Raw genomic sequence first — 12,479 nt, 5'->3', positions numbered from 1 at the left:
CGATTTTTCCGGCAAAATTCAATAGGTTTGACCGGGTTCCGGAATGGCCTTCCGGGCTTTTACCGAAGAGGATTGCTCATCATGGCAGGCGCACATCAGGACATCGCGAAGCTCAAGTGGGAGGATCCGCTTCTCCTCGACGATCTGCTCACCGACGATGAGCGCATGATCCGCGACACCGCCCGCGCCTACGCCCAGGACAAGCTCCTGCCGCGCGTGATCGAGGCCTATCGCGAAGAGCATACGGACCGTGCGATCTTCAACGAGATGGGTGAGCTCGGTCTCCTCGGCGTGACCTTGCCGGAGGAGTACGGCTGCGCGGGCGCTTCCTACGTCGCCTATGGCCTCGTCGCCCGCGAGGTGGAGCGCGTCGATTCGGGCTATCGCTCCATGATGAGCGTGCAATCGTCCCTCGTCATGTATCCCATTTACGCCTATGGCTCCGAGGAGCAGCGCCGGAAGTACCTGCCCAAGCTCGCATCGGGCGAATTCGTCGGCTGTTTCGGCCTGACCGAGCCGGATGCCGGCTCCGACCCGGCCGGCATGAAGACCCGTGCCGAGAAGATCGAAGGCGGTTATCGCCTGAAGGGCTCGAAGATGTGGATCTCGAACTCTCCCATCGCGGACGTGTTCGTGGTGTGGGCGAAGTCGGAGGCCCATGACAACCAGATCCGCGGCTTCGTGCTGGAGAAGGGCATGAAGGGCCTCTCCGCGCCCAAGATCGGCGGAAAGCTCAGCCTGCGCGCCTCCATCACCGGCGAGATCGTCATGGACGGCGTCGAGGTCGGCGAGGATGCGCTGCTGCCGAACGTATCCGGCCTTAAGGGGCCGTTCGGCTGCCTCAACCGCGCCCGCTACGGCATTTCCTGGGGGGCCCTGGGGGCGGCGGAGGATTGCTGGCACCGGGCGCTTCAATACACGCTCGACCGCAAACAGTTCAACAAGCCGCTCGCGGCCACCCAGCTCGTGCAGAAGAAGCTCGCGGACATGATGACCGAGATCACCCTCGGTCTGCACGCCTCCCTTCGCGTCGGCCGTCTCTTCGACGAGGGCCGCATGGCTCCGGAGATGATCTCGCTCGTCAAGCGCAACAACTGCGGCAAGGCGCTCGATATCGCCCGGGCGGCCCGCGACATGCACGGCGGCAACGGCATCCAGGAGGAATACCATGTGATGCGCCACGCGCAGAACCTGGAGACGGTGAATACCTATGAGGGCACGCACGACGTGCATGCTCTCATCCTGGGCCGCGCGCAGACGGGCCTGCAGGCCTTCTTCTGAGAAGGGCCGGCGCGCTGACCGGCGTTCGTGCGACGCGCGGCGGCGCTCTCGGGGCCAAGGGGCCGGTGCAGGTCCATTCTCTGCGCATGCCGTCCTTCGTTCTTTCCTGCGAGCGTTCTTTCCTGCGAGCGTTCTTTCCTGCGAGCGTTCTTTCCTGCGAGACGGTCTTCGGCGCCGACGACGACCGCCTCGTGATCCGCCACGATGACGGATCGCCCGCCGCTCCCTGTGTCGCCGGCACCTTGCTGGCGGCACGCCGTGTGTTTTCCTTCATCGGATTGAAGCGCGGCCTCGATGCCGTGATGGATTGATTGTCATGAAGCCGCTTGCAGGTCTCAAGGTCCTCGAACTCGCCCGCATTCTCGCCGGTCCCTGGGTCGGTCAGATGCTCGCCGATCTCGGCGCCGACGTGGTGAAGGTGGAGCGCCCCGGCGCCGGCGACGACACGCGCGGGTGGGGACCTCCCTTCGTGGAGGCCGCCGATGGCGGCGACCTGTCGGCGGCGTATTTCCATTCCTGCAACCGGGGCAAGCGCTCCATCGCGGTCGATTTCGAAAGTCCGGAGGGGCAGGCGCTCGTGCGCAAGCTTGCGGCCCATGCGGATGTGGTGATCGAGAACTTCAAGGTCGGCGGACTGAAGAAATACGGGCTCGATTACGAGAGCCTCAAGACGGTCAATCCGCGCCTCGTCTATTGCTCCATCACGGGCTTCGGCCAGAACGGGCCTTATGCGTCGCGCGCCGGCTACGACTTCATGATCCAGGGCCTCGGCGGGATCATGGACCTCACAGGCGATCCGGAGGGCGAGCCGCAGAAGATCGGCGTGGCCTATGTCGATATCTTCACGGGCGTCTATTCGGTGGTCGGCATTCTCTCGGCCCTGCGCCATCGCGATCAGACGGGAGAGGGGGCGCATCTCGACATGGCGCTGCTCGACGTCCAGACGAGCGTCCTGGCCAATCAGGCCATGAATTACCTGGCCTCCGGCAAGTCGCCCCGCCGCATGGGCAACGCGCATCCCAATATCGTGCCCTATCAGGTGTTTCCGGTTGCCGACGGCCATGTCATCGTGGCCGTGGGCAACGATGGGCAGTTCTCCCGCTTCGCCGCCGTCCTGGGACAGGCGGAACTCGCGCAGGACGAACGGTTCGCCACCAATGCGGGACGCGTGCGTCACCGGGCCGAACTCGTGCCCATCCTCACCGGGCTCACGCTTCGGACCACGCGCGAGGCTCTCCTGGCGGCCCTTGAAAAGCAAGGCGTTCCGGCGGGCCCCATCAACACCGTTGCGGATGTCTTTGCCGATCCTCATGTGATGGCACGGGGCATGAAGATCGATCTTCCGTCGCCCGACGCAAAGGGCGGTGCGATTCCGTCCGTGCGCTCGCCCATCGTCATGAATGGCGAGCCCATGGCGGCCACGCGCCCCTCGCCGCGCCTCGGCGAGCATACGGAGGAGGTCCTGAACGATCCGGCCTGGATGGCTTAGGGAGTTCCGGCGAAACGGATCCAAGTCGACGCCGAAAAGTGCGGCGGGCCTAAGAAATGAGCCGTTCCCGCATCGTTGGAGGCGGCCCTATGGCGCGATGCCCTTGGTGAGCAGGCGGTCGATCATGCCGACGATCCGCTCCCGGTCCTGATCCGAAAACGGGCTGAGCCGGTGCATTTCCAGATTGCTGAGGCCTTCGACCGCGAGCCAGCCGAGGAGGGCCGCCTCGACATCGTCCGACCGGGTCATCAGCTGCTCGACGGTTGCGGCGATCACCTCCCGCACCGGATCGAGCAGGCGCGGGTTTTCGGCGGCGGCCGCCATCATGCCGGTGGCGATCTCCTGCATCGTGCCGCCACAGCACATGTTCAGCAGGCTCGTCGTGGCCACGCGCGCTTCCAGGTTGGGACCGGGCTCCATCTGGTCGCGCAAGGCCTCCTTGGCCTCGGAGACCTGGTCGATCATGCGCTGGATCATCGCCTGGAGGAGCGCATCCTTGCTCGGGAAGTTATAAAGAAGGCCGCCCTTGCTGAGGCCGGCCCTCTCGGCTACCGCATCGAGTGTCACGCGACCGGCGCCGATTTCGGCGACAAGTTCCGCGGCCGCGTCGAGAATCTTCTCGCGGGAACTCTTACGGCCTCGGGCGTTCTCGAACATTCGCTACTCTTGCAACTAAACCGTCCAGTCGGTATATAAATGCTGCCGCAGCATTGGCGTCAAGGGCAAGTCGCGCTAATGCCGCACCTCCAACTTAAACTTTAAGCCCGCCCGTCGGGCCTGTAACTCCTGGAAGAAGCCTATGAAACGGCGCATCATCGTCAGTCTCGTCTTCATTTTCGCGATCTTGCTCTGTGCCGGACTGGTGGGGTTCAACATCTTCCGGGACAAGATGATCACCCAGTTCTTCGCCACTATGCAGCAGCCGCCGCAGGCGGTGACCGCCGCCAAGGTCGAGGCCAAGACCTGGACGCCGAGCATCAGCGCCATCGGCACGGCCAGGGCGGCGAACGGTGTCGAGCTGGCCTTCGAGACGCCGGGAATCGTCAAGGAAATCAAGTTCAAGGCCAACCAGAACATCCGCGAAGGCGACGTTCTCGTCCAGCTCGACGATACGGTCGAGCGGGCGGATATCCAGGACGTTCAGGCTGCCGTGAAGACCGCGGAGAGCGCCTTCGAGCGTGCCAAGACCCTGTCGGCGCGCGGCTACGGCACCGAGGCCAACCTCGATCAGGCGAGTGCCTTGCTCGCCACCGCTCGCTCCCGCCTTGCGCGCCTTCAGGCGACGATCGAGCAGAAGGCGCTGAAGGCCCCCTTCTCGGGCGTGATCGGCATCCCGCGGATCGATGTCGGGCAATATCTCCAGCCCGGTTCGGTGATTGCGAGCTTTCAGGACCTGGACTCGATGAAGGTTGACTTCACGGTCCCCGAGCAGACGGCCAACGACGTCAAGCTCGGCCAGGAAGTGCACATCGGCGTGAACGAGGCAAATCTCCCGTTCAAGGGGCATGTCATCGGCAAGGATCCGCGGGTCGATCCGAAGACCCGCCTCGTCTCCGTGCAGGCTCTCATAGAGGACAACAAGGCGAGGGCGGTTCTGCCCGGACAATTCCTCCACGTGGAGGTGATCCTGCCCGAGGAACCCAACGTCATTACCGTGCCACAGACGGCGGTTATCACCAGCCTCTACGGTGACTACGTCTATACGATCGATCAGGAAGAGCGGGCGGGCAACCAGGTTCAGGTCGCACATCAGGTCTTCGTGAAGACCGGCCGCCGCCGCGGCGGCGTTCTTGAGGTCCTCTCCGGCATCAAGCCGGGCCAGCAGGTCGTCACCTCGGGGCAGAACAAGCTGCAGGCCGGCGCGACGGTCAAGATCAATAACAGCATTGACGTGACGAAGCTCGATGCGACCAGGCTCGCGAACGGGCAATAGGCAAAACGCCATGAGTTTCACAGAGCTATTCATTCGTCGCCCCGTCTTGTCGATGGTGGTGAGCCTCCTGATCCTGCTGCTCGGCGCGCAGGGTCTGATGAACCTTCAGGTGCGGCAGTATCCTGAGGTCGAGGAAACCACGATCACCGTCACGACGACCTATACGGGCGCAAGCGCGGACCTGATCCAGGGCTTCATCAGCACGCCCATCGCCAAATCCGTATCGAGCGCGGAGGGCGTCGATTACGTCACGACGCAGAGCCGTCTCGGCGTGAGCACGGTGTCCGTGCGCATGCGCCTGAACACCGATCCCAACGCGGCGCTCACCGAAGTGACCGCAAAGGTGCAGCAGGTGCGCGCGCAGCTTCCGCAGGAGGCCGAGGACCCCGTGATCATGAAGGGAACGGGCCAGACCTTCGCCCTCATGTACATCACCTTCGCCAGCACGGAGATGAATCCGGAGCAGGTGTCGGAATTCCTGACGCGCGTGGTGCAGCCGCGCTTTGCCACGCTCGACGGTGTCGGCAATGCCGAAATTCTCGGCGGCCGCGATTTCGCCATGCGCGTGTGGATGGACCCCGTGCGTCTCGCCGCCCGCGGTGTGACGGCCGGCGACGTGGTGTCGGCCATCGGCGCCAACAACTTCCTCGCAGCGCCCGGTAAAACGCAGAACGAATACGTCGCCTACTCGTTGCAGATGCAGACGACCCTGCAGACGCCGGAGACCTTCGGTGCGCTGCCCATCCGCTCGAACGGCGATCAGGTCGTGCGCCTGCGCGACGTGGCCGATGTGGAACTCGGCCCCAAGAGCACGGACGTGAAGGTGAGCTTCAACGGCAGGGAGGGTACCTTCATCGGTGTCACCCCGACGCCCTCGGCCAACCCGCTCACGGTCGCCGCGGAGGTGACGAAGGCGATCGAGCAGATCCGTCCGACCCTTCCCAAGGGCATGACGGTGCAGATCGTCTACGATGCGTCGGACTTCATCTCCGCCTCCATCGAGGAGGTGTTCAAGACGATCGGCGAGGCCGCGCTCATCGTGGTGGTGGTAATCCTGCTGTTCCTGGGCTCGTTCCGCTCGGTGCTGATTCCCATCGTGACGATCCCGCTCTCGCTCATCGGCGTGTGCTTCTTCCTCTATGCGCTGGGCTATTCGATCAATCTTCTGACCCTGCTGGCGATGGTGCTCGCCATCGGCCTCGTGGTCGATGACGCCATCGTGGTTCTGGAGAACATCCACCGCCACATCGAGGAGGGACTGAAGCCGGTCGATGCCGCCATCGTCGGCATGAAGGAGATCTTCCTGCCCATCGTGTCGATGACCGTCACGCTGGCCGCCGTGTATGCGCCCATCGGCTTCACGCAGGGCCTGACGGGCTCGCTCTTCCGCGAGTTCGCCTTCACCCTTGCGGGTGCTGTGATCATCTCGGGCATCGTCGCGATCACGCTCTCGCCCATGATGTCGTCGAAGCTCCTGAAACCTCACGGCGGACAGAGCCGGTTTGCAGGCTTCGTCGACCGCACCTTCACCCGGCTCGAGAACTGGTATGGGCGCCGCCTGAAGGGCTCGCTGGACTATCGTCCCGTCACGCTCATCATCGTCTTCGCGCTGCTCGGGACCACAGGCTATCTCTTCTCGAAGACCTCGTCCGAGCTTGCGCCGGAAGAGGACCAGGGGGCCTATCTCGGTCTCGTCAACGCGCCGCGATATGCGACCGCGGACTATACGCAGGAGTTCTCGAAACAGTTCACGGGAGCGGCCGAGAAAATTCCCGAGATCGACGCCAGCTTCCTCATCGTCGGCATCGACGGCGGCGGCGGCGGCTTCGTCGGCTTCAAGCTGAAGCCGTGGGATCAGCGCGAGAAGAAGGGCCCTCAGACCAAGCAGGAGATTCAGAATCTCCTGAACGAGAACGGCGGTCTGCAGGCCTTCGTCTTCGCGCCTCCATCCCTGCCGGGCGCGGGCGGCGGCCTCCCGATTCAATATGTGCTGCGGACCATCGGAGATCCGGCTCAGGCCTACGAGGTCGGGGAGCAGGTGCGTCAGCGTGCGCAGAAATCGGGCAAGTTCATCGTCGTGCAGAACTCGATCTCCTACGAGACGCCTCGGGCGCGCATTACAGTCGATCGTGATCGCGCGGCCGCGCTCGGGGTGCCCGTGAGCCAGATCGGCACCACGCTGGGCGCGCTCGTCGGCGGAGCTCCGATCTCGAAATTCGATCGGGACAACCGCAGCTATGACGTCGTGAGCCAGGTCCGCCAGTCCGACCGCCTGAACCCGGAGCTTCTGGGGCAGTATTACGTGCGGGCGGCGGATGGATCGATGGTCCCGCTGTCGGCCCTGGTGAGGATCGAGACGGATGCCGCGCCTGCGACCATCGAGCAGTTCAACCAGCTGAACGCGGCCACCATCTCGGCGCTGCCTCTGCCCGGCGTGACCACCTCGGAGGGACTGGCGACCCTGCGCTCCATCGCCCAGGAGGTGATGCCCCAAGGCTTCTATGAGGATTATGCCGGTCAGTCGCGCCTCGAAGTGCAGGAAGGAAGCTCCATTCTGCTCGCTTTCGGCCTTGCCGTCATCGTGATCTATCTGGTGCTTGCCGCGCAGTTCGAGAGCTTCCGCGATCCGTTCATCATCATGATGTCGGTGCCGCTCTCCATGTTCGGCGCCATGATCTTCCTGAACGTGGGCCTGGCGACGCTCAACATCTACACGCAGGTTGGCCTGATCACCCTGGTGGGGCTGATCACCAAGCACGGCATTCTGATGGTGGAGTTCGCCAACGAACTGAAGGAGAAGAACGGCGTCGGCAAGCGGGAGGCGATTCAGGAGGCCGCCCGCGTGCGTCTGCGCCCGATCCTCATGACCACGGCCGCCATGGTGCTCGGCGTCGCGCCGCTGCTCTATGCCAGCGGCGCGGGTGCGGCGGCTCGCTTTTCCATGGGACTTGTGATCGCGTCGGGAATGTCGATCGGCACGATCTTCACGCTCTTCGTGGTGCCGATGTTCTACACCTACATCTCCAAGGAGACCGTGAGGAGCGGGCGCACGGGCGAAGAGCACGCCCATCGTCGGGCGGCGCTCGCGGCGGAATAAAAGCAAAAAGGCCGGACAGAGATGTCCGGCCTTTTTATCCATAACGGAGAAAGGTGGAACTTCCGCACCGCCCTTGTTCGAACCTGTCCTTGTTTGAACCCGGCCAGGATCAGCCTTGACGGACGAGCTCGCCTTCGACCTCCATGAAGGGCGAGACCGACTTGAAGCCGGCCTGCTCGGCGGCCTTGCGGACGGCCTCCGCCACTTCCGTGGAATGGACCTCGATGGTTTCGCCGGTCTTCGAATCCACGAACATGATCTTCATGGCGTTCACGTCGGGCTGGCCGTGGGAGACCACGTAGGAATTCTGCGTGGCCAGGCGGTGAACGAGGCCGGCATCCCGCAGGAAGTCGAGGGCCCGGTAGATCGTCACGGGCGCCAAACGCTTCTTGTCGCTGCTGAGACGGTCGACGAGGTCATAAGCACCCACCGGGCCGCCGCTCTGGACCAGCTCGCGGTAAACACGCTCCCGGATGGGCGTCAGACGAAGGTTGTTCTGACGGCACAGGTCGTCCGCACGGCGGAGGAGGTTCTCTTCTTCTTCTTTTCTGAGGGCTCTGGTGCTCATGGGCCACGCTCCTGTTATTTCAAAACCTACCTATTCATATAGGTGAAGCGCCTCCCGCACAATGTGTTATCGTTGCAATATTCTATTGCATTTCTGCATTTTCCCCAGCGGAATTTGGCGATTTGGCAGAGATCTCTCCAAAAGCCGGGCCTAGCAGCATGAAGTAACGTGTCATTTGAGATGATATGACGAGGCAATGATCACTTCGAGCAGACCGAGCATAGACCCCGTATCTCAACGATAGCCTTCTTGGGGCAGAAGGAATGGTCATGGCTCCACTGGGTCAGGCGCTCATTGATGCTCGAATCGCTGAATTCCGTGACAAGGCCGCAGCTCTCGCAAATTGCAAAGGCCGCCACCTCATGATGATGAGGATGCTTGCACACCACATAGGCGTTGAGGCTCTCGAGCCGATGAGCGAGCCCCTTCTCGATGAGCTTGTCGAGGGAGCGATAAACGGTCGGGGGGGTGACGGCCCCCTTGGCCCGCAGCTTGTCGAGGACCTCGTAGGCCGAAAGAGGATTCTCGGCTGCGCTGAGAATGCGATGAACGCGCTTTTGGGTGTCGTTCAACTCCTCAAGGGCGTGGTGGTGATTCGCTGCCATGACGGGATAGGTTTCCAGGGAAGGCTCGGGTAGCCCTATACGTCATGATTGCAGGGTTAATTTCAAGGCGCGGGACAGACGCCTGCGCTCCGAGGGCGCAGGGCATGTGAAAGGCCCTGCCGCACGGCCGATGGATCCGCCTCCTTCGGTGCCGGATCATACTTCGACCCAGGCAGCCTCCTCCTGCGAGGATCGGACCGCCGCCTCGATGAAGCGCACGCCGCGCACTCCGTGCCCGACAGTCGGAACCTGGAGGGAGAAGGAATCGGGGTCGCGACCTTCGATCCGAGCGGCGATCTGCTCCGCCACATCGGTGTAGAGCTGAGCGAAGCCCTCCAGATAGCCTTCCGGGTGACCGCCCGGGATTCGCGAGGCTGCGCGCGACACCTCGTTGGCGCCGTACCCGTTGCGGCGGATGATCCGGGGTGGCTCGCCCAAGGGCGAGAACAGCAGGGCGTTCGGATTCTCCTGATGCCATTCGAGGCCGGCCTTCTCGCCGTAGACACGGATGCGAAGGCCGTTCTCCTGTCCGGCCGCCACCTGACTGCACCAGAGCATCCCCTTCGCGCCGGACGCAAAGCGCAGCATCATATGCGCATTGTCGTCGAGCCTGCGGCCTTCCACGAAGGTGTGCAGTTCGGCCGACAGCCTGGCGACCTCGTCCCCGGTGATGAACTCCGCCAGATTGAATGCATGGGTGCCGATATCGCCGACCGCGCCCGCAGGTCCCGAGCGGGCCGGGTCCGTGCGCCACTCGGCCTGCTTGCTGCCGGTGTCCTCCACACGGGTCGCGAGCCAATCCTGGGCGTATTCCACCTGAACCAGACGAATGGCGCCAAGCTCGCCCTCCGCCACCATGGCGCGCGCCTGCCGCACCAGCGGATAACCCGTGTAATTATGGGTCACGGCGAAAATCAGCCCCGACTCGTGCGCCAGTTGGGCAAGTCTCTCGGCTTCCTGCCGCGTCGTGGTGAGGGGCTTGTCGCAGATCACATGGATGCCTGCCGCGAGAAAGGCTTCTGCCGCCGCCGCATGGGCGTGGTTCGGCGTGACGATCGCAACCGCATCGATGCGGTCGTCGCGCTCCGCCTCGCGTCGCGCCATGTCCTGAAAGCTGTCATAGATCCGCTCCGGCGGGAGCAGCAGGTCCGTGCCGGACAGGCGCGCCCGCTCCGGATCGGACGAGAGCGCGCCTGCGACCAGCTCCCAGCGGTCGTCGAGGCGGGCCGCGATGCGATGAACGGCGCCGATGAAGGCGCCGCGGCCCCCGCCGACCATGCCGAGCCGAAGCCGGCGGTCGAGTGTCTCGGTTCTGGATCCTGCAATGGTCATGGCTTTTCCTCTCAAGCCGCATCGATGCCGAGAAGGCGCCGATTGGCGGCTTCGTCCGTCCCGCCCGCGGCGAAGTCGTCGAAGGCCCTCTCCGTCACGCGGATGATGTGAGACCTGATGAACTCCGCGCCTTCCCGCGCGCCATCCTCCGGGTGCTTCAGGGCGCATTCCCACTCCAGCACCGCCCAGGAATCGTAGTCGTACTGCGCGAGCTTGGAGAAGATCGCGCCGAAATCGACCTGCCCGTCTCCGAGCGAGCGGAAGCGGCCCGCGCGGTTGATCCAGCTCTCGTAGCCACCGTAGACCCCGACGCGTCCCGTGGGGTTGAACTCCGCATCCTTCACGTGAAACGCCTTGATGCGCTCGTGATAGAGATCGATGAACGCGACATAATCGAGCTGCTGCAGCAGGAAGTGGCTCGGATCGTAGTTGATGCAGGCGCGTTCGTGCCCGCCCACGGCATCCACGAAACGTTCGAAGGTCGCGCCGTCGTGGATATCCTCGCCGGGATGAATCTCGTAGCAGACGTCGCAATCGGCATCCTCATACGCGTCGAGGATCGGGCGCCAGCGCCGGCCCAGCTCCTCGAAGGCTGTTTCGATGAGACCCGCCGGGCGCTGCGGCCAGGGATACACGAAGGGCCAGGCGAGCGCGCCCGAGAAGGTGACGCTCGCCTTCAGGCCGAAACGCCTGGACGCCTTTGCGGCCATGAGCATCTGGTCGACGGCCCAGGCCTGCCTCGCCTTCGGGTTGCCGCGCACCTCCGGTACCGCGAAACCCTCGAAGGCTTCATCGAAGGCGGGGTGCACGGCCACGAGCTGGCCCTGCAAGTGCGTGGAGAGTTCGGTGATCTCCAGTCCGTGCGAGCGGACGATGCCCTGGACCTCGTCGCAATAGGCCTCCGACTCGGAAGCTTTCCTCAGATCGAAGAGGCGCGCGTCCCAGGTGGGGATCTGAACGCCTTTATAGCCGAGGGAGGCCGCCCAGCGGCAGATGGAATCGAGCGAATCGAACGGCGCTTCGTCGCCCGCGAATTGAGCGAGGAAGAGACCGGGCCCCTTCATGGTCTTCATGGGTGAACTCCCGAGATGCGATTGAGACAGACATGACAGGCAATGGAAAGCCGCCTGCGGGCGACATGCGGCTTGCCGTTGCCTCGCCCCTCCTCAAGGAGGGGCGAGAGTCCGACGCCGTTAGAACGGCGAATCGGGGAAGTAATGCTCCTTGGCATTGTCCTTCGTGATCAGCTGGGCATTGAGCACGTAGGTGCCGCGCATGGGGGCATTGGTGTAGAAATGCGCGGCCGTGATGCCCATGGCGGTGGAGATCATCGACGGCGGATAGGACACGTCCGCCGGGATCATCTTGTCGCCGTCCATCACCTTCTTGACCATGTCCTTCATGCCTGCGCCGCCGAGCACGAACTTGATGTCTTCGCGCTTGGCCTGGCGGATCGCCTCCATGATGCCGAGCGCCATGTCGTCGTCGGAGGCCCAGACGGCGTCGATCTTGGGATGCTTCGAGAGGAAGTCCTGCATCACCTTGAAGGCGTCGTCACGGTTCCAGTTGGCATATTGCTTGTCGATGACCTTCACGCCCGAGCCCTGGAGCGCCTTCTCGAAATTGGACACGCGCTCCTCGTCGATCACGGTCGGGATGCCGCGGAACACCACGACATTGCCTTCCTTCAGATTGTCGACGAAGTACTTGCCGGCGACGCGGCCGAATTCCGGGTTGTTGCCCGCGACATAGATGTCCTGGATCGACGCGTCCTTCAGGCCGCGGTCGACGACCGTCACGAAGGCGCCGCGCTTCTTGACCTCGCGGACCGGGTCGGTCAGTTCGTCCGAATTGAAGGGAAGGACGACCAGCGCATCCACCTTCTGGGCCATCAGATCGTCCAGAGCATTCGCCTGGGATGCGCCGTCGGGCGACGTCTTCACGATCACCTTCAGGCCAGGGTAACCCTTCTCGAGCTGCTTGGCGGTTTCCTGGGCATGATAGACCACGCCGCCGGTCCAGCCGTGGGTGGCGGCCGGAATCGAGACGGCGATCGTCACGTTCTTCTGCTGTGCCATGGCACCGGTTGCGACACCGGCCGTCAGGCCGGCCGCCACTGCGACTTTCAGAAGTGTTGCTTTCATCTGTTCCTCCCTGAAGGGTTCTGGTTGTAA

General features: G+C 63.6%; 11 protein-coding genes. 5 read left to right on the top strand and 6 right to left on the bottom strand.

The window, feature by feature from the left end; all coding sequences use genetic code 11:
- Positions 1-81 precede the first annotated feature (81 nt).
- From RE429_RS18990 to RE429_RS18980, 3 genes are all read left to right on the top strand, one after another.
- A complete protein-coding gene (locus RE429_RS18990; protein WP_414472224.1) occupies positions 82-1,281 on the top strand; it encodes an acyl-CoA dehydrogenase in 1,200 nt (399 codons plus the stop codon).
- Between the two features lie 65 nt (positions 1,282-1,346).
- Complete coding sequence (locus RE429_RS18985; RefSeq protein WP_414472223.1) at positions 1,347-1,592, top strand: hypothetical protein; 246 nt, start codon at positions 1,347-1,349, stop codon at positions 1,590-1,592.
- Positions 1,593-1,597: 5 nt separating this feature from the next.
- Positions 1,598-2,770, top strand: a complete 1,173-nt coding sequence (locus RE429_RS18980) for a CaiB/BaiF CoA transferase family protein (RefSeq protein ID WP_414472222.1) — start codon at positions 1,598-1,600, stop codon at positions 2,768-2,770.
- Positions 2,771-2,857: 87 nt separating this feature from the next.
- On the opposite strand, the gene RE429_RS18975 is transcribed toward RE429_RS18980, so the two are convergent.
- Positions 2,858-3,427: a TetR/AcrR family transcriptional regulator gene (locus tag RE429_RS18975; protein ID WP_414472221.1), complete on the bottom strand. Its 570-nt coding sequence runs from the start codon at positions 3,425-3,427 to the stop codon at positions 2,858-2,860.
- A 142-nt stretch (positions 3,428-3,569) separates the two neighbouring features.
- Between RE429_RS18975 and RE429_RS18970 the strand changes: the two genes are divergently transcribed.
- Positions 3,570-4,703, top strand: a complete 1,134-nt coding sequence (locus RE429_RS18970) for an efflux RND transporter periplasmic adaptor subunit (protein WP_414472220.1) — start codon at positions 3,570-3,572, stop codon at positions 4,701-4,703.
- A 10-nt stretch (positions 4,704-4,713) separates the two neighbouring features.
- Positions 4,714-7,800, top strand: a complete 3,087-nt coding sequence (locus RE429_RS18965; protein WP_414472219.1) for an efflux RND transporter permease subunit — start codon at positions 4,714-4,716, stop codon at positions 7,798-7,800.
- A 109-nt stretch (positions 7,801-7,909) separates the two neighbouring features.
- Here the strand turns inward: RE429_RS18965 and RE429_RS18960 are convergent, their stop codons facing one another.
- The 5 genes from RE429_RS18960 to RE429_RS18940 all read right to left on the bottom strand — a co-directional run bounded on the left by RE429_RS18960 (position 7,910) and on the right by RE429_RS18940 (position 12,449).
- A complete protein-coding gene (locus tag RE429_RS18960) occupies positions 7,910-8,368 on the bottom strand; it encodes a Fur family transcriptional regulator (protein WP_370438903.1) in 459 nt (152 codons plus the stop codon).
- Positions 8,369-8,568: 200 nt separating this feature from the next.
- Complete coding sequence (locus tag RE429_RS18955; protein WP_414472218.1) at positions 8,569-8,973, bottom strand: Fur family transcriptional regulator; 405 nt, start codon at positions 8,971-8,973, stop codon at positions 8,569-8,571.
- Between the two features lie 156 nt (positions 8,974-9,129).
- The gene (locus RE429_RS18950) at positions 9,130-10,305 is read right to left on the bottom strand and encodes a Gfo/Idh/MocA family protein (protein WP_414472217.1); all 1,176 of its coding nucleotides are present in this window, start codon (positions 10,303-10,305) and stop codon (positions 9,130-9,132) included.
- 11 nt (positions 10,306-10,316) lie between these two features.
- Entirely contained in the window at positions 10,317-11,378 is a 1,062-nt protein-coding gene (locus tag RE429_RS18945; protein ID WP_414472216.1) for a sugar phosphate isomerase/epimerase family protein, read from the bottom strand.
- Positions 11,379-11,498: 120 nt separating this feature from the next.
- The gene (locus tag RE429_RS18940; protein WP_414472215.1) at positions 11,499-12,449 is read right to left on the bottom strand and encodes a substrate-binding domain-containing protein; all 951 of its coding nucleotides are present in this window, start codon (positions 12,447-12,449) and stop codon (positions 11,499-11,501) included.
- Positions 12,450-12,479 lie beyond the last annotated feature (30 nt).

The organism is Microvirga sp. M2 (genome assembly GCF_047497095.1).
Classification (GTDB): Bacteria; Pseudomonadota; Alphaproteobacteria; order Rhizobiales; family Beijerinckiaceae; genus Microvirga.
The sequence above is the reverse complement of the archived record's forward strand: the minus strand, read 5'-3'. Positions and strand labels throughout refer to the sequence as shown.